Origin of the sequence: Rhodovulum sp. P5 (genome assembly GCF_002079305.1) — a bacterium.
Lineage (GTDB): Bacteria > Pseudomonadota > Alphaproteobacteria > Rhodobacterales > Rhodobacteraceae > Rhodovulum.
This window is the reverse complement of sequence record NZ_CP015039.1, coordinates 3,774,542-3,794,018: the sequence shown is the minus strand read 5'-3', so window position 1 is coordinate 3,794,018 and position 19,477 is coordinate 3,774,542. Positions and strand designations below refer to the sequence as shown.

Sequence of the window (19,477 nt, the reverse complement as noted above, 5' to 3'; positions counted from 1 at the left end):
GCATGACCGACGACACACCCCAGATCACCGACAGCCACTGCCACCTGGATTTTCCCGACTTCGCCAACGAACTGGATCAGGTGATCGACCGCGCCGTCACAGCCGGGGTGACGCGGATGGTCACCATCTGCACGCGCCTGCGGCAGGTTCCGCAGGTTCGCGAGATCGCCGACACCTATGACCCGGTCTTCTTCGCCGCGGGCACCCACCCGATGAGCGCCGCAGAGGAACCGATGGCCACCGTCGACGAGTTGGTCGCGCTGGCCCGGCATCCCAAATTCGTCGGCATCGGCGAAACGGGGCTTGACTATCATTACACCGCCGAAAGTGCCTCGGTGCAGCAGGACAGCCTGCGCATCCACATCGCCGCCGCGCGCGAAACAGGCCTGCCGCTGATCATCCATGCCCGCGCCGCGGACGACGACATGGCCCGCATTCTGGCAGAGGAGCACCGCGTGGGCGCATACACCTGCGTCATGCACTGCTTCAGTTCCAGCGCGGAACTGGCAAGGGCTGCGATCGACCTAGGCTTCTACCTGTCGATGTCGGGCATCGCGGCCTTTCCCAAATCGCAAGAGTTGCGGGAGATCTTTGCCACCGCCCCGGTGGAGAGGATCCTTGTGGAAACCGACGCGCCCTATCTTGCCCCGCCGCCCCATCGCGGCAAGCGCAACGAACCGGCCTTTACCGCACACACCGCCCGTGTGGGGGCCGACGTCTTCGGGATGGACTACACCGCCTTCGCCGCGCAGACACAGGCCAATTTCGACCGGCTGTTCTGGAAGGCCGCCGCGTGGCAGGCCGCGGCGTGAGCGGGACGCTCACCTACACCATTCTCGGCTGCGGTTCGTCCGGCGGGGTGCCGCGGCTTGGCGGGCACTGGGGCGCCTGCGATCCCGACAATCCCAAGAACCGGCGTCAACGGTGTTCGATGCTGGTCACGCGCGAAGGCGAACGGGGGCTCACGCGGGTGCTGATCGACACCTCGCCGGACTTGCGGGCACAACTATTGCAGGCCGGCATCGGCGAACTGGATGCCGTCGTCTACACCCACGCCCATGCCGACCATGTGCACGGCATCGACGATTTGCGCCAGATCGTGTTCAACACGCGCCACCGACTGCCCGTCTGGGCCGACGGACCGACGCAAGAGGCGCTTTATTCCCGCTTCGGCTACGCATTCGTGCAACCCGAAGGATCCCCCTACCCGCCCATTCTGGAAATGCACACCATCGACGGGCCTGTGACCATCGATGGCGCGGGGGGCGCGATCACCTTCGTGCCGTTCCGGGTCAATCACGGCGCCATCGATGCGCTGGGGTTCCGCATCGGGCAACTGGCCTACCTGCCCGATGTGGTCGAGATGGGACAGGACAGTTGGGCCTTGCTGGAGGGACTGGATATCCTCGTGATCGACGCGCTGCGCTACACCCCGCACCCGACCCATCTGCATCTGGAAAAGACGCTGGAGTGGATCGACCGTCTGACCCCGAAGCGCGCGGTCCTGACCAACATGCATATCGACATGGACTACGACACCGTCGCCACCGAAACCCCGGACCATATCACCCCCGCCTATGACGGGATGGTCCTGACCCTGCCCGCCTGATGCAGGCGCTGCTGGAGGTCATTCTTCCGGTCTTCCTCGTGATCGGCTTTGGGGCGGTCGCCGTGGGCCGTGGCGTGTTTCCCGATTCCGGGGTCGAAGGGCTGATGAAATTCACCCAGAATTTCGCCATCCCCTGCCTGCTGTTCCGCGCCGTGTCATCGCTGGATCTTGCGCAGAATTTCGACTGGCGGCTTCTGGTCAGTTTCTACACCGGCGCGCTGACAGGGTTCGGCGTGGGGCTGACCGGCGCGCGACTTCTGTTCAACCGAAGTTGGGAGGACAGCGTCGCCATCGGCTTCATCGGGCTTTTCTCCAACTCGCTCCTGCTGGGCCTGCCGATCACCGAAAGGGCCTATGGGGCGGATGCGCTGGAGCCCAACTACGCGATCATCGCGATTCACTCGCCCCTTTGTTACGGCGTGGGGCTGACGGCGATGGAGATCGTGCGCAATCGCGGCGCGGGGCTCGTGCGCACCTCTCGCTCGATCCTGCGGGCGATGTTCCGAAATGCGCTGATCGTCGGGATCTCTTTGGGCCTGATCGTCAACCTGACCGGGCTTGCCCTGCCGGGTGTCTTCACCGACGCGCTCGACATGATGATCCGGGCGGCGCTGCCGGCTGCGCTGTTCGGCCTTGGCGGGGTGTTGGTGCGCTATCGGCCAGAGGGCGACCTGCGCGTCATCGCCTTTGCCTGCGCGGTGTCGCTGGTGCTGCATCCTTCGGTGGCGTGGCTGATGGGGACGGGGCTGGGGCTGGACAAAAGCCAGTTCCGTTCCGCCGTGGTGACGGCGGCGATGGCGCCGGGCGTGAACTCCTACATCTTCGCCAACATGTACGGGGCCGCGCGGCGCGTCGCCGCGTCTTCGGTGTTGATCGGAACGGCAATGTCGATCCTGACCGTCTGGGTCTGGCTTGCGATTCTGCCCTGAGCGTGGCCGCGTTCTCTATGACCGCTTCGGCCAGTCGCGCAGAAGGGCAAGCGAGGTCTCAAGCGCGGGAATGTCCCGGTCATCGTCCAGATTGGCGGCCATGTGACGGGCAAGAACGTCCTCAAGATAGCCGTTGACCGTACCGTCCTGCATGTCGCGCAAATCGGGGCGCGCCCCGTAATCCAGCAACCGCCGCACTTTCGCGGGATCGGCCCCCGCGACCTGAAGCGGCAACCGGCCCGGTGTGAACCAGGGTTGGGACTGTTCGCCAAAGGGCGCATTCGGGTCCGCCCCGGCCCGCAGAAGCGCGCCAACCTCACCCGCGGTTCCCTCCATCAGGGCGCGTTGCAGCGGGGTCCAGCCATAGGGTTGGCTGACGGCATGAATATCCCCCCCGGCTGTGACCAGCATCTGCGCAAGGGCCGCGGTCTGGTTGTCGGGCTCCCTGCCGCCGGGATAGGCGGCGATCGCATGAAGCGGCGTAAGACCGTCGGGCGTACCGATCCGCGGGTCGGCCCCCGCCTCCAGCAACAGCCGCAGCATGGCCGGTGACCGCCCCGGAACCATGAGCGCATGAAGCAGAGGCGTTCGCCGCAGTCTCTCATTCCACGCATTTACAGTGGCGGTATCAAGCAGCGGGCGCACCGCTTCGACCACCCCGCGCCCGATGGCGCAAAACAGCGCCTCGACTGCGTCCAGATCCGGTTTCCGTAACGGGCCGGACGGCGACATACCTCGCCGACGATGTTCATGAAGATGCGGCGTGCTTTGCTGAAGGCGGCGGCGCAGCGTCGCCACCTCTTCCATGATGTCCGCAGATCGTTCCGCGGCTGTGTCGGACAGGGCAGCGCGTACCCGTCCAAGTTCGAGCGCCAATTCTTCGAAGGCGTCTATATCATACAGGTCAGCCGCCCGCCTGATGCGGGCAAGCAATTCGGTGATGTCCATCGTACCAACCAAACACTCGTAAACACGGGCCCGCTGAACACAAAACGGGCCCGGATTTGTCTTTAGCGGCAATCGCCGTGAACGTCAAAACGCGACGTCACATCCCGATTTACGCAGAGGCAATCATGCCCTTTTCACTTGCCAGTTCCGTCATGCGCTTCTGCAATTTTTCGAAAGCGCGGACTTCGATCTGGCGAATCCGCTCGCGGCTGACATTGTAGACGCCCGACAAATCCTCCAGCGTCACGGGATCATCGCGCAGGCGCCGCTGCATCAGGATGTCTTTTTCGCGGTCGTTCAGAACCTCCATCGCCTGAACCAGCAGTTCGCGACGGCTCTCCATCTCATCGCGCTCGGCATAGGCCTCGGCCTGATCGGCGTCCTCGTCTTCAAGCCAATCCTGCCACTCGGTCGTGGTCTCGCCGTCGCCGCCGACCATCGCGTTCAGGGACGCATCGCCCCCCGACAGACGCCGGTTCATCGCGATGACTTCGTCCTCGGACACGTTCAGGTCATTTGCGATGCGCGCCACGTTTTCCGGGCGAAGATCGCCGTCTTCCAGTGCACCGATCCGCGCCTTGGCCTTGCGCAGGTTGAAGAACAGCTTCTTCTGGGCCGAGGTCGTGCCGAGCTTCACAAGGCTCCACGACCGCAGGATGTATTCTTGGATCGCCGCCCGAATCCACCACATCGCATAGGTCGCAAGGCGGAAGCCCTTTTCAGGGTCAAACCGCTTGACCGCCTGCATCAGGCCGACATTGGCCTCGGAGATCACTTCCGCCTGCGGCAGACCGTAGCCGCGATAGCCCATCGCGATCTTCGCGGCCAAGCGCAGATGCGACGTCACCATCTTGTGCGCCGCCTCGGTGTCCTGATGGTCCACCCAGCGTTTGGCCAGCATGTATTCCTCTTCCGGTTCCAGCAGCGGAAACTTGCGGATTTCCTGCAGATACCGGTTCAGCCCCTGTTCCGGAGACGGGGCCGGAAGATTGGCGTAGTTGCTCATGGTTCCCTGTCGCTCCCTTGATCTTGCTTAACGATTTAAGAACTGAACCGATCGGTTCAAGTTATGCCCATTTACATCCTGTTACGGAGTATGAACGGGAATCCGTCGAAAATCGGTAAAAGTTGCATCCGCTCACGCGGGATTGCTTTTCATGTCAACCACGCAGGCTGGCCAAAAGTTCCTGCAGGTCGTCAGGCAGGCGGGACTCGAACGTCATCGTCTCGCCCGTTTCGGGGTGGACGAACCCCAGCGTTGCCGCATGCAGGGCCTGCCGCGGAAATGCGGCCGCCGCGCTGGCTGCCGCCGACCCCACCGCGCGTTCCGACAACCGGCGCCGCCCGCCGTAAACGGGGTCGCCGATCAGTGCGTGCCCGGCATGGGCCATGTGGACCCTGATCTGATGCGTGCGCCCCGTCTCCAGCCAGCAATCGACCAGCGCCGCCGCCCCCGGCGTCCCAAAACTTTCGACGACCCGCGCCCGCGTCACCGCATGCCGTCCGCCTGCGGCCAGCACCGCCTGCCGTTGCCGGTCGGTCCGGTGGCGACCAATCTGGGTGGCGATGCGCAGAACGCCCCCGGCCTCGAAACTGACGCCTGGCAGACCGCGCAGCCGCGGATCGCCCGGATCGGGCACGCCATGCACGACCGCCCGGTAGTGCCGCTCGACACTGTGGGCCGCGAACTGCGCGGCCAACCCCGCATGCGCCTTGTCGGTCTTGGCCACGACCAGAAGGCCGCTCGTCTCCTTGTCGATCCGGTGGACGATCCCGGGCCGTTTCTCACCGCCGATCCCGGAGAGGCTGTCGCCGCAATGGGCCAGAAGCGCGTTGACCAGCGTACCCGCGGGCGTACCGGGTGCTGGATGCACCACCATGCCGGCGGGCTTGTCCACAACGATCAGGTGCGAATCCTCATGGACGACCGCCAGCGGAATCGCCTCGGCCCGGGCCGCGACCTCGACCGGGTCGCAGAACGCCAGCTCAATCGCATCGCCTTCGGCGACCTTCGCCTTGGGGTCGTCCAGCACCGTGCCGAACCGGCGCACGCCACCGGCCGCGATCAGTTTCGCAAGACGCGACCGGCTGAGGCCCTCCGCCTCTGGCACATCGCGGGCAAGCGCCTTATCAAGACGCTCGGGCGGGTTCGGCCCGATGGTGACGGTCAGGCGGCGAGACATGGACATGGACGATACTCCCCAGGACGCGGGTCTGCCCCCGAACCTGAAACTCCTGCGCGTACTCGTCACCGTTCTGATGGTGACGATGATTGCAGGCTTTCTAGTGATCGTCGCGCTCTTTGTCATCCGCATGCCGGGGGGTGGCACGGTGACCCTGCCGGACCAAGTCGCCCTGCCCGACGGCGCCACGGCCACGGCCTTTACCCGCGGCCGCGACTGGTTTGCCATCGTGACTGCGGACGACCAGATCCTGATCTACGACATGGACGGGACGTTGCGGCAAACCATGCGGATCGGTGACTGAGCGCTACTTCACCCGCAGCCATTTCCCGCCATCGCGGCAGATGCCCAGCACGCAACCCGACACGGCCAGCCTGTTGCCCTCCAACTCCATCTTGGAATTGTAGGTCTTGTCCCGGTCCGGGGCCCAGACCTTGCCGTTGCCGTAGCGCCCGTCGCCCAGTGGTTCCATATCCCACACGATGCGCTTGCCCACGGTATCGGACTCAACCGGCTTGCGGTCGGGGCCAAAGGCGGTCACCAGCGTACCGCAGAGCTTTGCCCCACAGGGCGTGATCCGAACATGCCCGAAATTCCCGTCGTCATCCGGACGGGTTTGCCACAGGCCTTCGACCGGATCGGCAGCGCCGGGTGTCGCCAGCGCAGCGGCAAGGCCAAGGGCCACCAAGAAATGTCGCATGATATGCCTCCCTGAACTGGCCGCAGTCTGGCCGAGTCGCCGCCCTTGGCGCAAGCGTCGCGGTCCGGTCCGTTGCAATCCCCGCCCGTTCGGGCATAAGCAGCGCGATCTCAAAGGCAAGGACCCCATCCATGATCCTCTACCCCGCCATCGACCTCAAAGACGGCCAGTGTGTGCGCCTGTTGCGCGGCGAGATGGACAAGGCCACCGTCTTCGGCGACGACCCAGCGGCGCAGGCCCGGGCGTTTCAGGATTCGGGCTGTGCGTGGCTGCATCTGGTGGATCTCAACGGTGCCTTCGCGGGCCAGCCCGTCAATGCCGCGGCGGTGGAGGCGATCCTTGCGGCGACGGATGTGCCCGCCCAGCTTGGCGGCGGCATCCGTGACATGGCAACGATCGAGGGATGGCTGGACAAGGGGCTCGCCCGCGTGATCCTCGGCACCGTCGCGGTTGAAAATCCCGATCTGGTGCGCGAGGCCGCACGCGCCTTCCCCGGCAAGGTCGCCGTGGGCGTCGATGCGCGCAACGGCCGTGTGGCGACGAAAGGCTGGGCCGAAGAGACCGACGTCATGGTGACCGACCTGGCGAAAAGCTTCGAAGACGCCGGGGTCGCGGCACTGATCTATACCGATATCGACCGCGACGGTGCGATGGCCGGCCCCAACATCGCCGCGACCGAAGCACTGGCGCGCGCCGTTTCGATCCCGGTGATCGCCTCGGGCGGGGTATCGTCGATGGCCGACCTCATCGCCCTGCGCGACACGGGCGTTATCGCGGGCGCGATCTCGGGCCGTGCACTCTATGACGGCGCGCTGGATCTGGGCGCGGCGCTTGCCGCCCTCACCGCCTAGGACATCGACGCGCTCTTCTTCTTGGCGAAAATACCCCGGGGTGCGGGGCAGCGCCCCGCTTCCCACCGATGCCAAGCCGCGCTAAGACGCGGACAAAGGAGCCCGCCAATGTTGAAGACCCGCATCATCCCCTGCCTTGACGTGGCCGACGGCCGCGTCGTGAAAGGCGTCAATTTCGTCAATCTCGTGGATGCGGGCGACCCGGTAGAGGCCGCGAAAGCGTACGACGCCGCAGGTGCGGATGAACTCTGTTTCCTCGACATCCATGCCACCCATGAAAACCGCGGCACTATGTATGATCTGGTGCAGCGGACCGCCGAACAGTGCTTCATGCCGCTGACCGTGGGCGGCGGTGTCCGCACGGTAGAGGATGTGCGCGCCCTGCTCTTGGCGGGCGCGGACAAGGTCAGCTTCAACTCTGCCGCCGTGGCCAACCCCGATGTGGTGCGCGAGGCGTCAGAGCAGTTCGGCAGCCAATGCATCGTGGTCGCGATCGACGCCAAGACCGTCAGCCCCGGAAAATGGGAAATCTTTACCCATGGCGGGCGCAAGCCCACCGGCATCGACGCGGTGGAATTCGCCAAGACCGTGGTCGCCAAAGGCGCGGGCGAGATCCTGTTGACCAGCATGGACCGCGACGGAACGCGCGCAGGCTTCAACCTGCCGCTGACCCGGGCAATCTCGGATGCCGTGGACGTGCCGGTGATCGCCTCTGGTGGGGTTGGCACGCTCGACCACCTTGTCGAGGGCGTGACGGAGGGCGGCGCAAGCGCGGTTCTGGCGGCCTCCATCTTCCATTTCGGCGAATTCACGATTGGCGAGGCCAAGGCGCATATGGCCGAGGCCGGCATCCCGGTGAGGCTGACATGAGCGTTCTGGACCGCCTCGCCGCGACCGTCGTCTCGCGCAAGGGCGCCGATCCCGAAAGTTCGTGGACGGCGAAGCTGTTCGCCAAGGGGCCCGAGAAATGCGCCGAGAAATTCGGCGAAGAGGCCGTCGAGGCAATCATCGAGGCGGTGAAGAACGACCGCGCAAAGCTGACGGCCGAGGCGGCGGATGTCCTCTACCACCTGCTGGTCATGCTGGCCGCCCGCGACGTGACACTTGACGACGTGTTTGCCGAACTGGAACGGCGCGAGGGCACCAGCGGAATCACGGAAAAGGCCGCGCGAAAATAGCCGCGGTCAGAGCTTTGACGATATGATCCCGGTGGCGAAACCGCCCATCCGCAACTCGCCAAACAGCCGCTGATACTCGATCTTCGGACAGCGGTCCTGGATCACCTCAACGCCCGCCGCTTCGGCCCGTTCGGCGGCCGCGGCGTGGCGCACCCCGATCTGCATCCAGACCGTGCGCAACTGCGGCAGCGCCGCCAAGGCATCGTCCACGATGGGCGGTACATGGTCCGACCGACGGAAGATGTCGACCATGTCCACGGGGACGTCCGACGGGATGGCCGCAAGGTCGGGATAGACCTCTTCCCCGAATAGCCGCTGACCCGCATGCCCCGGATTGACCGGAATCACCCGTTTGCCCCGCAGCGCCAGATACCGCGCGACATAGTGGCTGGGACGGATCGGGTTGGGTGACACACCGACCACGGCGATGACCCGTGCATCGGTCAGTACCTTCTTCAGGAACTCATCGGAATACCCACCCATAGGCAGACCGTATCACAAAAAAGCGCCCGGCAAAGCCTGCCGGGCGCAAGTTGCGGAACGAGGGACAGTGAAGCAGGACAGAACCGTTCCGTGGTCCCATCCCTCGAACATATAACTAGGAACTGCGGCATTTGGTTCCAGTCCAATCATCGAACTGTGATGTGGAGGCTGTGCACCCGCTTTCATCCGGCTTCGCGCTCCGAGGCCGCATAGAGCGCAACCGCCGCCGCGTTGGAGACGTTGAGCGACCCGAACGCGCCCTGCGCCGGGATCTTTGCAAGCCCGTCGCAGCTCTCTCGCGTCAACTGGCGCAGGCCGGGCCCCTCGGCCCCCAGAACCAGCCCCACGGGCCGTTGCGTTGTTTCACGAAGCGCAGCGCCAATTGTCACCTCGGCGTCGCCGTCCAGCCCGATCAGAACATAGCCCAGATCCTGTAGCGCCGCCATCGTGCGGGCAAGGTTGGTCACCCGCAGATAGGGCTGACGCTCCAGCGCACCGGAGGCCGTCTTGGCCAAAGCCCCGGTCTCTGGCGCGGAATGGCGATGGGGGGCAATGACGGCGCGCGCACCGAAAACCTCGGCCGAGCGCAGGATCGCCCCCACATTGTGCGGATCGCTCACCCGGTCGAGCAGAACGACAACGGGTGCACCGTCGCCGGGGGCGCACAGATCGGCCAGTTTCCCCCAGTCGAGCGGGCGGACCTCCAGCGCCGCACCCTGATGTACCGCCCCTTCTTCCAGCGGCGCGGCGAACTTGCGGGGATCCGACAACTCTGGCGCAATACCGCCCGCCGCGATGGCCTCTGCCAGCTTGTCAGCCGCGTTGCGCGTAACCACCAGGCGCAGCTTTTCCCGCGCGGGATTCATCAGCGCATCGCGGACCGCGTGCAGCCCGAACAGCCACAGCGTGTCGGCCGCAGCGGCGCGGCGCCCGCGTTCCTTGTCGATCACCCATTGGGGCTTTTTCGCCATTCTCGTCCCCGTCTCAGACAGGCGCGCACCATGAAAGGCCGATCCGCCCGACGCAAGGGATTTTCCTGTTGACGGGTCCGCACGCCCCGCGTATTCAGCCCCCCACTTAGGGCGACGTGCTGCAAGGTGCGGCAGCGGACTGTAACTCCGCCGGGGAGACCCACGCCTGGTTCGATTCCAGGGTCGCCCACCATTTCCCCCCGTTTTTCGTCTGACAGTCTTCCGTCTCTGGGGCGAGCGCGGCACTCTGCGCGCAGGCCAAAGGAGGGTACGGATGCCGAACGGATTGCATGGGGTCATCCCCTATATCGCCACGCCGATCAGAGAAGACGGAACCGTCGACCGGGACATGCTGGCGCGGCTTTGCGATCACCTGGTCGGCAAAGGCGTGCATGGGCTTTGCCCTCTCGGTTCCACCGGCGAATTTGCGTATCTGACGCGAGAGCAGAAACGCGACGTCATCGAAACTGTCGTTCAGGCCGCGGCGGGCCGCGTTCCCGTGATCGCGGGCGTCGCCTCGACCGCCACGATGGATGCAGCAGATCAGGCGCGGGACTGGGCCGCGCTTGGGGTCGATGGCATTCTCGCGGTGATGGAGGCCTATTTCCCGGTGCCCGAGGCCGGCGTGGTGGACTATTTCACCGCCGTCGCCGACGCGACCGACCTGCCAGTCACCATCTACACCAACCCCAATTTTCAACGGTCCGATCTGACGCTGTCTGCCATCGAAACGCTTAGCCACCATCCGCGCATCGCTTACCTGAAAGACGCCTCGACCAATACCGGGCGGCTCTTGAGTGTTCTGAACCGGACGGAGGGTCGGATCGGCGTATTCGCAGCGTCCTCGCACATCACCGTGGCGGTGATGATGATCGGCGGCCTGGGCTGGATGGCGGGGCCCTCCTGCATCGTGCCCGCGCAAAGCGTGGAGCTCTACCGCCTTTGCCAGGCGAAGGAGTGGGATGCCGCGATGGAGTTGCAGCGGCAACTCTGGTCGGTGAACGAGGCCTTTGCCAAATACAACCTCGCCGCCGCGATCAAGGCCGGGCTGAAGCTGCAGGGTTTCGATTGTGGCCTGCCGGTTGCCCCACAAGCCGGGTTGGGCGCCGAGCAGATGCCCGAGTTCCGCAGCATTCTTTCCCGTCTCGGGGCGGTGTAACACTGCAAAGACAGCCGCGGGAAAACCGGACTCGACAGACCCTCGCCTTCCGGTGGAAACTCTGAATAAGGGGGAGAGAACGGGTCATGTCTGACGAGCCGCTCATCAAAGTCACCTACGGCCCGGTCCGGCTGGTAACCGCGGAGGAGGAGGCGCAACGGAAACCCGTGCCGATGTGGCACCGCATCCTTTACGTCTTGACTGTCCCGGTACGCCGGATAGGTGACATTCTCATCTTCTTGCGCACGCTTGTCGTCAATCTCACGGTTATCTCGGTGGTTGTCGCGCTGGTGGCGCTGACGGGAATCGAGTTGCGCCGCAATCCGGTGATCATCGAGGAAATCGGACTGCCGCCGCAACTGACCGCGCGCGGGCTCTCCGGCACGGTGGCGGCGCACCGGCTGTGGGATGCGATCACGGACATTCAGACGATTTCTGGCACCTTCAAGGATCAGGCATCACTGACGACAATTGGCCGCCAGATCGACGTCGTCGATCCGGACACCGGCCTGTCTCTCCAAGGGCTGACGCAGATGCTGCGCACGCTTCTTGGATTGCCGCAGACCCGTATCGCCGGGGAGGTTGTTTGCGAGACGGCGCGATGCGACTGGGCCGGATTACGCCTACGCCTGCGCATCTTCGCTCCGGAAGGCATGGAAGTGCGCAATGTCGGCCTCGTCGGCGGTCATAGCCCGGGCGACTATTTCCATCGCGCGGCGATGGAAACCATGAAGGTGATCGATCCTTACACGCTGGCGGTGTTTCACAAGAACAAGGACACGAGCGACAGGTCCGCCGCCTCGCGCCTCGCACGCGATCTCATTGCCCGCGGCCATCCGCAGCGGGCATGGGCAGCGAACCTGCTGGGCATCTTGTCGGCGGACAGCGGAGACCGGGACGCTGCGATCCAGTGGTACCAGAAGTCGATTGCATTCAGCGATGCTGACGGTCTGGACGACTTTGCGCTTCCCTGGAGCAACTGGGGAAATGTTCTTGGCGATTTGGAGCACGAGTACGACGCCATCGGCAAATTCCGACAGGCGATTGAGATCGATCCTCTTTACGCTCCGGCATGGGCCGGTATGGGCCACGCGCTCGCGATTCTGGAGCGGTATGAAGAGGCCGTAGAGAGTTTAGAACGCGCCACCGCAATCGATCCACAGTTCGCTCTGGCGTGGTACAGGTGGGGCAAGGCCCTTTCCGATCTCGAGCGGCCTGCAGAGGCCACAGAGAAGTTCCGGCGCGCAACCGAGATCGATCCAGACTACGCCCTGGCATGGTATCATTCTGGTTCGGCTCTTGAAAAAATCGGCAGGCATCCCGAAGCCCGCGCGAGCTTTCGGCGCGCCATGGAAATCGATCCGGAAATTGCCAGTGCCAATCGGAAAAGGATGCCGTCGGAGGGATTTGGCGGCAATTTCGGCGGTGTGTTCAGATAGGACGGGCAACCTGAAAAAGGAAGAGACGCTGAAGGCTTTTTTCGATCCAGTCTGGCCGCTGGCTGGAAGTCGGCGTGTTCGGAATTCGAGAAAAGCAAATCTCTGGAGCAGGTTTTCGACCCGCCGATGCGCACTTGCCAAAGTTCCCGGCATTCCCGCCTTGCAGGCGGACAATGGCGCGCTGATCCTAGGCGACTGAGAAATGCGCCCGCGACACTTCGCCCTGCCGCGCGGCGATGTTGCCGCGCCGGAGTCAATCTCGTATTGCTGGCGAAATTGGGAAAGCAGGGAGGCGATCCGATGAACGACACGCCAAAATACGGCTTCGACACGTTGCAGGTGCATGCGGGTGCGCGGCCCGACCCGGCCACGGGGGCACGGCAGACGCCGATCTACCAGACCACGGCCTATGTGTTCCGCGACGCAGACCATGCCGCCGCGCTCTTCAACCTTCAGGAAGTGGGATATATCTACTCACGGCTGACCAATCCCACGGTGGCGGTTCTGGCCGAACGCATCGCGACGCTGGAAGGCGGCGTAGGCGGCGTCTGCTGTTCGTCCGGCCACGCGGCACAGATCATGGCGCTGTTCCCGCTGATGGGTCCGGGCAAGAATGTCGTGGCCTCGACGCGTCTTTATGGCGGCACGGTCACGCAGTTCGCACAGACGATCAAGCGGTTCGGCTGGTCGGCGAAGTTCGTGGATTTCGACGACCTGGATGCCGTGAAGGCCGCCATCGACGACGATACCCGCGCGGTCTTTTGCGAGGCGATCGCTAACCCCGGCGGCTATATCACCGATCTGGACGCCATCGCGCCGATCGCCGCCGAAGCGGGCCTGCCGCTGATCGTCGACAACACCTCTGCCACGCCCTACCTGTGCCGCCCCATCGAACATGGCGCGACGCTGGTGGTGCATTCGACCACGAAATACCTGACGGGCAACGGCACGGTCATGGGGGGCGCCATCGTCGACTCCGGGCAGTTCGACTGGTCGGCCTCGGACAAGTTCCCCTCGCTCAGCGCGCCGGAACCCGCCTATCACGGGCTGAAGTTCCACGAGACCTTCGGGTCGCTTGCCTTCACCTTCCACGGCATCGCCATCGGATTGCGCGATCTGGGCATGACGATGAACCCGCAGGCGGCCCATTACACGCTGATGGGAATCGAGACGCTGAGCTTGCGGATGGAACGCCATGTCGCCAATGCGATGCAGGTGGCCGGTTGGCTTGAAAAGCACCCCAAGGTCGCGGCGGTCACCTATGCCGGGCTGCCGTCCTCCCCCTATAACGACCGGGTCGCACGGATTTGCCCCAAGGGGGCTGGCGGGCTTTTCACCTTCGCGCTGAAGGACGGCTATGATGCCTGCGTGAAGTTCGTCGATTCGGTGAACCTGTTCAGCCATGTCGCGAATCTGGGCGATACACGATCCCTGGTGATCCACTCGGCCTCCACCACCCACCGGCAGTTGACCGAGGAACAGCAGGTTGCCGCCGGGGCCGCGCCCAACGTGGTTCGGGTGTCGATCGGAATCGAGGATCCAGCGGACCTGATCGCGGATTTGGAGCAGGCGCTGGCCGCGGTCTGACAACCTGCGCAAACCGTTCTGATGCCCGGTCCGGGATTTTCCGGATCGGGCATTATTTGTGCGACCATCGGGCGCGGGCCGTGACAAGGGGCTTGAGCGTACCGACGAAGGCCGCGGCCTCTTGCGCCTTTGGCATACCAAGATATACCGGTAAACGACCTTACGCCGTTGCCGGTATCCGCACGGACAGTTCCCAAGGAGATCCCGCCCTTGCCCGAGTTCCAGAAGATCCTCATCGCCAACCGTGGTGAAATCGCCATCCGCGTCATGCGCGCTGCCAACGAACTGGGCAAACGCACCGTCGCCGTCTACGCCGAAGAGGACAAGCTGGGCCTGCACCGCTTCAAGGCGGACGAGGCGTACAAGATCGGTGAGGGGCTGGGCCCTGTGCAGGCGTATCTGTCCATCGAGGAAATCATCCGGGTGGCCAAGATGTGCGGCGCGGACGCGATCCACCCCGGTTATGGCCTGTTGTCGGAAAACCCCGATTTCGTGGAGGCCTGCGCGGCCGAGGGCATCACCTTCATCGGCCCGAAGGCCGACACCATGCGGGCGCTGGGCGACAAGGCCAGTGCGCGGAAGGTGGCAATCAAGGCCGGCGTGCCCGTGATCCCCGCGACCGAGGTCCTGGGCGACGATATGGACGCGATCCGCAAGGAGGCCGCGGAAATCGGCTATCCGCTGATGCTGAAAGCGTCCTGGGGCGGCGGCGGCCGCGGCATGCGCCCGATCAACGGCCCCGAAGAACTGGAGGACAAGGTTCGCGAGGGTCGGCGCGAGGCAGAGGCCGCCTTTGGCAATGGCGAAGGCTATCTGGAAAAGATGATCACCCGGGCCCGCCATGTGGAGGTACAGATCCTCGGCGACAGCCACGGCAGCATCTATCACCTGTGGGAACGGGACTGTTCGGTGCAACGCCGCAACCAGAAGGTCGTGGAACGTGCCCCCGCGCCGTACCTCTCCCCCGCCCAGCGCGAACATCTGTGCAGCCTTGGCAAGAAGATCGCCGAGGCGGTGAATTACGAATGCGCGGGCACCGTCGAATTCCTGATGGATATGGAGACGGGCGAGTTTTACTTCATCGAGGTGAACCCCCGAGTGCAGGTCGAACATACCGTCACCGAAGAAGTGACCGGCATCGACATCGTGCGCGCCCAAATCCTGATTGCCGAGGGGAAAAGTCTGGTCGAGGCGACCGGCGTCGCCACGCAGTATGACGTGGAGCTTTCGGGCCACGCCCTGCAATGCCGGATCACGACCGAGGATCCGCTGAACAACTTCATCCCCGACTACGGCCGGATCACCGCCTATCGCGGCGCCACGGGCATGGGCATCCGGCTGGACGGCGGCACCGCCTATTCCGGCGCAGTCATCACCCGCTATTACGACAGCCTTCTGGAAAAGGTCACCGCCTGGGCCCCGACGCCCGAGGCGGCCATTGCCCGGATGGACCGGGCGCTGCGCGAGTTCCGGATTCGCGGCGTCAGCACGAACATCGCCTTCGTCGAGAACCTGCTGAAGCACCCGACCTTCCTGAACAACGAATACCACACCAAGTTCATCGACCAGACGCCGGAGCTTTTCCAGTTCCAGAAGCGGCGCGACCGGGCCACGCGTATCCTGACCTATATCGCCGATGTCACAGTGAACGGGCACCCCGAGACCGAGGGTCGCGCCCAGCCGCCGGGGGACATCAAGACCCCGCGCCCGCCGGAAAACCGGCGCGAGGCCTATGTGCCCGGCACCCGCCAGATCCTCGATGAATTCGGACCGCAGGCCGTGGCCGACTGGATGGCGGAGCAAGAGCAGCTCTTGCTGACCGACACCACGATGCGCGACGGTCACCAGTCGCTGCTGGCCACGCGCATGCGGTCGATCGACATGATCCGCGTCGCCCCCGCCTATGCCCACAACCTGCACCAGCTTTTCAGCGTCGAATGCTGGGGCGGCGCCACCTTCGACGTGGCCTATCGGTTCCTTCAGGAATGCCCGTGGCAGCGCCTGCGCGACTTGCGCGCACGGATGCCCAACCTGATGACGCAGATGCTCTTGCGGGGCTCCAACGGCGTTGGCTATACGAACTATCCCGACAATGTCGTGCGTGGCTTCGTCAAGCAGGCGGCCGAAACCGGTGTCGATGTCTTCCGCGTGTTCGACAGCCTGAACTGGGTCGAAAACATGCGCGTCGCGATGGACGCGGTGATCGAGAACAACAAGGTCTGCGAGGGGTCGATTTGCTACACCGGCGATATCCTCGACCCCGCGCGCGCGAAATACGACCTGAAATACTATGTCGCGATGGGCAAGGCGCTGCGCGATGCGGGCGCCCATATCCTCGGGCTGAAGGACATGGCGGGCCTTCTGAAACCCGCCTCGGCCACGCTTCTGGTCAAGGCGCTGAAGGAAGAGGTCGGGCTGCCGATCCATTTCCACACCCATGACACCAGCGGGATTTCGGGCGCCACGATTCTGGCGGCGGCCGATGCGGGGGTGGATGCGGTCGACGCCGCGATGGACGCGTTCTCGGGCGGGACGTCCCAGCCCTGCCTCGGCTCAATCGTGGAAGCCCTTCGCAATACCGACCGCGATACGGGCATCGAGATGGAGGCGGTGCGCGAGATCTCCGACTATTGGGAACAGGTGCGCGCGCAATACGCCGCGTTTGAATCGGGCCTTATGGCCCCGGCGTCCGAGGTCTACCTGCACGAGATGCCGGGCGGGCAGTTCACCAACCTCAAGGCACAGGCGCGCAGTCTGGGGCTGGAGGATCGCTGGCACGAGGTGGCCGAAACCTATGCCGACGTAAACCAGATGTTCGGCGACATCGTGAAGGTGACACCGTCATCCAAGGTTGTGGGCGACATGGCGCTGATGATGGTCAGCCAGGGCCTGAGCCGTGCCGAGGTGGAAGACCCTGACAAGGACGTCGCCTTCCCCGATTCCGTCGTCGACATGATGCGCGGCAATCTGGGGCAGCCGCCGGGCGGGTTCCCGGAAGGCATCCAGAAGAAGATTCTCAAGGGCGAGGCCCCGAACCTGGAACGGCCGGGCAAGCATCTGGACCCGGCCGACTACGAGGCCATCCGGGGCGAGTTGAAAGAGAAGTTCCCCGAACTCGACTTCGACAGTGAGGATGTGCACGGATACCTGATGTATCCCAAGGTCTTCACCGACTACACCGCACGCCATTCGCAATACGGCCCCGTGCGCACCCTGCCCACGCGAACCTTCTTCTACGGGATGGATTCGGGCGAGGAGATCACGGCGGAAATCGATCCCGGCAAGACGCTGGAAATCCGCCTGCAGGCCGTGGGTGACACGAACGAGGACGGCGAGGCGCGGGTGTTCTTCGAACTGAACGGCCAGCCGCGCGTGATCCGCGTTCCCGACCGCAAGGCCAAGGCCACCGTTGCCAAACGCCCCAAGGTCGAGCTTGGCAATACGGCCCATGTCGGCGCGCCGATGCCCGGTGCGGTGGCCTCGGTCGTTGTCTCCCCGGGTCAGACGGTCAAGGACGGCGATCTGTTGTTGACCATCGAGGCAATGAAGATGGAAACCGGCCTGCATGCGGAACGCGATGGCACCATCAAGGCCGTCCATGTCAGCCCCGGCGCCCAGATCGACGCCAAGGACCTGCTGATCGAATTCGAGTGACGGGACAAATGGCGATGGCGGCGACGACCCCGCAAGGTCGCGCCGCCCACGCCCAACGGATCGTCCGCGACGGGTCATTTTTTCTCTTGAAGCCCTCGCAATTCACGTTTAGACCGCACCCCACTCTCGGATGCGGGCGTAGCTCAGGGGTAGAGCATTACCTTGCCAAGGTAAGGGTCGTGAGTTCGAATCTCATCGCCCGCTCCAGAGAGGGTAACTGCGAAAAGCGGTTGCCATGCGGGGCAAAACCCCGCGGTCATTTCGCGGATGCGGGCGTAGCTCAGGGGTAGAGCATTACCTTGCCAAGGTAAGGGTCGTGAGTTCGAATCTCATCGCCCGCTCCAGAAATCACCAGAGATTGCAATAGACAGTTCGCCAAGGCTCGCCTTAAGGTTGCGATAGCGCGCGCGATGCGGCGCGCCTTGATGCCGAACGCAAATCTGGTGAATGACATGTCCACATCTCAGATCCCCGAAGACCACATCCGCACCGCCGCCTTTTACCTGTGGCTGGAAGAGGGCCAGCCAGAGGGACGCGACCTCGATCACTGGGAAGCCGCCCGCAACCGTCTGGCCACCGACCGGCCTGCCAAGACCGCGTCGCGCAGCAAGGCCGCGAAACCGAAGGCCGCAGCCAAACCCCGGACGGCCCGCAAAAAGGCGGTCGTGAAACAACCCGTCGACGCCTGACCCCCAACACGCGGTCCGCGGGACGCATGCCCACTGCAGAACGGCCTTTCCCCAAACACCGCGATTCACAGGCGGAATACGCCCGGTCGACCGACCGGGCGTTTCTTTGTACCGGTGCGGCCCATCCGGCATCTCTTTCCTGCCAACGTCGCCACATCAGGCCTGTCACCGCGGCGCCTCTCACCAGAGAATCAGAATTGGCCGACTTGCTTAAATCATGGTAAGCTATTGGTGTAAGCTGGCTGCATTAAGCCTGATCGGGGGAAAAACCATGAAATACATCAAGACGCTGCTTAACAGCACAGTTCCTTCCGCTGCTGTCGCAGCAGGTCTCGCCATCGGGTCCGGGACGGCGGCCGAGGCGGCCAGCATTCTGACCCAGACTCCGCAGGGCGGTTATGCAGACAATATCTACGGCGGGTTCCGCTGGGCAACCTTCACCGGCATGATCGACGCCCAGCACAGCGTGACAAGCGTAGCAAGCTTTGACACCATCGGGGCCTATGATGCCCTGCTTGTCGACCAGGAACTTGGCGGCAGCCTGTCTGGCACTGAAATCGCCTCGATTCAGGCGTTCGTTTCCGGCGGCAAGAAGGCGGTGATGTTCGGCGAGAACAGCTCTTGGACCAGCTGGAACAACTCTTTGATGAGCGTTGTCGGCGGCGGCTACTCCCCCGCCTGCAACACTGACGTCGGCTCGACCCTCGTTGCCAACACCCTGACGGCCGGCGTGACGAGCGTTTTGAATGGGTGCGGCAGCGTGCTCAACAACACCGGCAGTCCGACGATGCTCTTCAGCAACGGGCTGGCCGCGCTTTACAGCGTGGGCGCGGGAGAGGTCCTGGTGATCCTCGACAGCAACTGGAACGACGATACGCTCTACCTCAACGACTATGACAACCGCATCTTCGCCCAGAACATTGCCGACTGGCTGGGCGAAGGTTCTGTGGACGTCCCGGTGCCGGCAAGCCTGCCGTTGCTCCTGCTCGGGCTGGGCGGTCTTTATGCCCATGCCAGGCGCCGGTCAGCCTGATCTACCTTCAGGATGAAATTATTGCGGGGTGCGGCTTTGCCGCGCCCCTTTTTGCTTGCGACAT

At 64.1% G+C, this 19,477-nt stretch carries 20 protein-coding genes and 3 tRNA genes; 17 read left to right on the top strand and 6 right to left on the bottom strand.

The annotated features are described in order from the left end of the window. Positions 1-2 precede the first annotated feature (2 nt). The 3 genes from RGUI_RS18045 to RGUI_RS18035 are packed head-to-tail and all read left to right on the top strand — an operon-like array spanning position 3 to position 2,538. Positions 3-812: a TatD family hydrolase gene (locus tag RGUI_RS18045; protein ID WP_081535439.1), complete on the top strand. Its 810-nt coding sequence runs from the start codon at positions 3-5 to the stop codon at positions 810-812. Continuing rightward, positions 809-1,609 carry an MBL fold metallo-hydrolase gene (locus RGUI_RS18040; protein ID WP_081536163.1) on the top strand — a complete coding sequence of 267 codons (801 nt, stop codon included), beginning with the start codon at positions 809-811 and terminating at the stop codon, positions 1,607-1,609. The genes RGUI_RS18045 and RGUI_RS18040 overlap by 4 nt, the downstream gene beginning before the upstream one ends. Continuing rightward, a complete protein-coding gene (locus tag RGUI_RS18035) occupies positions 1,609-2,538 on the top strand; it encodes an AEC family transporter (protein WP_081535438.1) in 930 nt (309 codons plus the stop codon). Before RGUI_RS18040 ends, RGUI_RS18035 begins: the two co-directional genes overlap by 1 nt. 15 nt (positions 2,539-2,553) lie before the next feature. On the opposite strand, the gene RGUI_RS18030 is transcribed toward RGUI_RS18035, so the two are convergent. Then, complete coding sequence (locus RGUI_RS18030) at positions 2,554-3,270, bottom strand: ankyrin repeat domain-containing protein (RefSeq protein WP_172841191.1); 717 nt, start codon at positions 3,268-3,270, stop codon at positions 2,554-2,556. Positions 3,271-3,282: 12 nt separating this feature from the next. Between RGUI_RS18030 and RGUI_RS21770 the strand changes: the two genes are divergently transcribed. Beyond that, complete coding sequence (locus RGUI_RS21770) at positions 3,283-3,552, top strand: hypothetical protein (RefSeq protein ID WP_172841190.1); 270 nt, start codon at positions 3,283-3,285, stop codon at positions 3,550-3,552. A 43-nt stretch (positions 3,553-3,595) separates the two neighbouring features. Here RGUI_RS21770 and rpoH read toward each other — a convergent pair whose 3' ends face one another. Both rpoH and RGUI_RS18020 read right to left on the bottom strand, forming a co-directional pair. Next, the gene (gene rpoH, locus RGUI_RS18025; RefSeq protein WP_081535436.1) at positions 3,596-4,492 is read right to left on the bottom strand and encodes an RNA polymerase sigma factor RpoH; all 897 of its coding nucleotides are present in this window, start codon (positions 4,490-4,492) and stop codon (positions 3,596-3,598) included. 154 nt (positions 4,493-4,646) lie between these two features. Beyond that, on the bottom strand, positions 4,647-5,675 hold the full coding sequence (locus tag RGUI_RS18020) for an RluA family pseudouridine synthase (protein WP_081535435.1): 1,029 nt from the start codon (positions 5,673-5,675) through the stop codon (positions 4,647-4,649). Here RGUI_RS18020 and RGUI_RS18015 point away from each other — a divergent pair. Then, positions 5,674-5,973 (top strand): DUF6476 family protein, encoded by a 300-nt coding sequence (locus RGUI_RS18015; protein WP_081536162.1) that lies wholly within the window; start codon positions 5,674-5,676, stop codon positions 5,971-5,973. The genes RGUI_RS18020 and RGUI_RS18015 overlap by 2 nt on opposite strands. A gap of 3 nt (positions 5,974-5,976) precedes the next feature. Here the strand turns inward: RGUI_RS18015 and RGUI_RS18010 are convergent, their stop codons facing one another. After that, positions 5,977-6,369 (bottom strand): DUF2147 domain-containing protein, encoded by a 393-nt coding sequence (locus tag RGUI_RS18010; RefSeq protein ID WP_081535434.1) that lies wholly within the window; start codon positions 6,367-6,369, stop codon positions 5,977-5,979. Between the two features lie 131 nt (positions 6,370-6,500). On the opposite strand from RGUI_RS18010, the gene hisA reads away from it, so the two are divergent. From hisA to RGUI_RS17995, 3 genes are all read left to right on the top strand, one after another. Beyond that, positions 6,501-7,220 (top strand): 1-(5-phosphoribosyl)-5-[(5-phosphoribosylamino)methylideneamino]imidazole-4-carboxamide isomerase, encoded by a 720-nt coding sequence (gene hisA / locus RGUI_RS18005; RefSeq protein WP_081535433.1) that lies wholly within the window; start codon positions 6,501-6,503, stop codon positions 7,218-7,220. 108 nt (positions 7,221-7,328) lie between these two features. Then, entirely contained in the window at positions 7,329-8,090 is a 762-nt protein-coding gene (gene hisF, locus RGUI_RS18000; protein WP_081535432.1) for an imidazole glycerol phosphate synthase subunit HisF, read from the top strand. After that, positions 8,087-8,398, top strand: coding sequence for a phosphoribosyl-ATP diphosphatase (locus RGUI_RS17995; RefSeq protein ID WP_081535431.1), 312 nt, complete (start codon positions 8,087-8,089; stop codon positions 8,396-8,398). The genes hisF and RGUI_RS17995 overlap by 4 nt, the downstream gene beginning before the upstream one ends. A gap of 6 nt (positions 8,399-8,404) precedes the next feature. On the opposite strand, the gene RGUI_RS17990 is transcribed toward RGUI_RS17995, so the two are convergent. Next, positions 8,405-8,881: a CoA-binding protein gene (locus RGUI_RS17990; RefSeq protein ID WP_081535430.1), complete on the bottom strand. Its 477-nt coding sequence runs from the start codon at positions 8,879-8,881 to the stop codon at positions 8,405-8,407. Between the two features lie 182 nt (positions 8,882-9,063). Further along, positions 9,064-9,852, bottom strand: a complete 789-nt coding sequence (gene rlmB / locus RGUI_RS17985) for a 23S rRNA (guanosine(2251)-2'-O)-methyltransferase RlmB (RefSeq protein ID WP_081535429.1) — start codon at positions 9,850-9,852, stop codon at positions 9,064-9,066. Between the two features lie 109 nt (positions 9,853-9,961). Here rlmB and RGUI_RS17980 point away from each other — a divergent pair. The 9 genes from RGUI_RS17980 (at position 9,962) to RGUI_RS17940 (ending at position 19,413) form a co-directional block, all read left to right on the top strand. Beyond that, positions 9,962-10,045 (top strand) — tRNA-Tyr (locus RGUI_RS17980). Positions 10,046-10,126: 81 nt separating this feature from the next. Beyond that, on the top strand, positions 10,127-11,011 hold the full coding sequence (locus RGUI_RS17975; protein WP_081535428.1) for a dihydrodipicolinate synthase family protein: 885 nt from the start codon (positions 10,127-10,129) through the stop codon (positions 11,009-11,011). Positions 11,012-11,097: 86 nt separating this feature from the next. Continuing rightward, the gene (locus RGUI_RS17970) at positions 11,098-12,450 is read left to right on the top strand and encodes a tetratricopeptide repeat protein (RefSeq protein WP_081535427.1); all 1,353 of its coding nucleotides are present in this window, start codon (positions 11,098-11,100) and stop codon (positions 12,448-12,450) included. 300 nt (positions 12,451-12,750) lie between these two features. After that, positions 12,751-14,037: an O-acetylhomoserine aminocarboxypropyltransferase/cysteine synthase family protein gene (locus RGUI_RS17965; RefSeq protein ID WP_081535426.1), complete on the top strand. Its 1,287-nt coding sequence runs from the start codon at positions 12,751-12,753 to the stop codon at positions 14,035-14,037. Positions 14,038-14,247: 210 nt separating this feature from the next. Next, positions 14,248-17,691: a pyruvate carboxylase gene (locus RGUI_RS17960; RefSeq protein WP_081535425.1), complete on the top strand. Its 3,444-nt coding sequence runs from the start codon at positions 14,248-14,250 to the stop codon at positions 17,689-17,691. A gap of 132 nt (positions 17,692-17,823) precedes the next feature. Further along, positions 17,824-17,898, top strand: a tRNA-Gly gene (locus tag RGUI_RS17955). Positions 17,899-17,960: 62 nt separating this feature from the next. Next, a tRNA-Gly gene (locus RGUI_RS17950) sits at positions 17,961-18,035 on the top strand. 108 nt (positions 18,036-18,143) lie between these two features. After that, entirely contained in the window at positions 18,144-18,380 is a 237-nt protein-coding gene (locus tag RGUI_RS17945; protein WP_172841189.1) for a DUF2934 domain-containing protein, read from the top strand. 271 nt (positions 18,381-18,651) lie between these two features. Then, positions 18,652-19,413: a VPLPA-CTERM sorting domain-containing protein gene (locus tag RGUI_RS17940; RefSeq protein ID WP_172841188.1), complete on the top strand. Its 762-nt coding sequence runs from the start codon at positions 18,652-18,654 to the stop codon at positions 19,411-19,413. Positions 19,414-19,477: the final 64 nt, after the last annotated feature.

Excerpts from the sequence above, each read along its gene's own strand:
- RGUI_RS18010 (WP_081535434.1), bottom strand. The coding sequence starts at position 6,369 with ATGCGACATTTCTTGGTGGCCCTTGGCCTTGCCGCTGCGCTGGCGACA.
- RGUI_RS18015 (WP_081536162.1), top strand. The coding sequence starts at position 5,674 with ATGGACGATACTCCCCAGGACGCGGGTCTGCCCCCGAACCTGAAACTC.
- RGUI_RS17965 (WP_081535426.1), top strand. The coding sequence starts at position 12,751 with ATGAACGACACGCCAAAATACGGCTTCGACACGTTGCAGGTGCATGCG.
- RGUI_RS18030 (WP_172841191.1), bottom strand. The coding sequence starts at position 3,270 with ATGTCGCCGTCCGGCCCGTTACGGAAACCGGATCTGGACGCAGTCGAG.
- RGUI_RS17975 (WP_081535428.1), top strand. The coding sequence starts at position 10,127 with ATGCCGAACGGATTGCATGGGGTCATCCCCTATATCGCCACGCCGATC.
- rlmB (WP_081535429.1), bottom strand. The coding sequence starts at position 9,852 with ATGGCGAAAAAGCCCCAATGGGTGATCGACAAGGAACGCGGGCGCCGC.
- hisF (WP_081535432.1), top strand. The coding sequence starts at position 7,329 with ATGTTGAAGACCCGCATCATCCCCTGCCTTGACGTGGCCGACGGCCGC.
- RGUI_RS18045 (WP_081535439.1), top strand. The coding sequence starts at position 3 with ATGACCGACGACACACCCCAGATCACCGACAGCCACTGCCACCTGGAT.
- RGUI_RS17970 (WP_081535427.1), top strand. The coding sequence starts at position 11,098 with ATGTCTGACGAGCCGCTCATCAAAGTCACCTACGGCCCGGTCCGGCTG.
- RGUI_RS17990 (WP_081535430.1), bottom strand. The coding sequence starts at position 8,881 with ATGGGTGGGTATTCCGATGAGTTCCTGAAGAAGGTACTGACCGATGCA.
- RGUI_RS18035 (WP_081535438.1), top strand. The coding sequence starts at position 1,609 with ATGCAGGCGCTGCTGGAGGTCATTCTTCCGGTCTTCCTCGTGATCGGC.
- RGUI_RS21770 (WP_172841190.1), top strand. The coding sequence starts at position 3,283 with ATGTTCATGAAGATGCGGCGTGCTTTGCTGAAGGCGGCGGCGCAGCGT.
- RGUI_RS17995 (WP_081535431.1), top strand. The coding sequence starts at position 8,087 with ATGAGCGTTCTGGACCGCCTCGCCGCGACCGTCGTCTCGCGCAAGGGC.
- RGUI_RS17945 (WP_172841189.1), top strand. The coding sequence starts at position 18,144 with ATGTCCACATCTCAGATCCCCGAAGACCACATCCGCACCGCCGCCTTT.
- hisA (WP_081535433.1), top strand. The coding sequence starts at position 6,501 with ATGATCCTCTACCCCGCCATCGACCTCAAAGACGGCCAGTGTGTGCGC.
- rpoH (WP_081535436.1), bottom strand. The coding sequence starts at position 4,492 with ATGAGCAACTACGCCAATCTTCCGGCCCCGTCTCCGGAACAGGGGCTG.
- RGUI_RS18020 (WP_081535435.1), bottom strand. The coding sequence starts at position 5,675 with ATGTCCATGTCTCGCCGCCTGACCGTCACCATCGGGCCGAACCCGCCC.
- RGUI_RS17940 (WP_172841188.1), top strand. The coding sequence starts at position 18,652 with ATGAAATACATCAAGACGCTGCTTAACAGCACAGTTCCTTCCGCTGCT.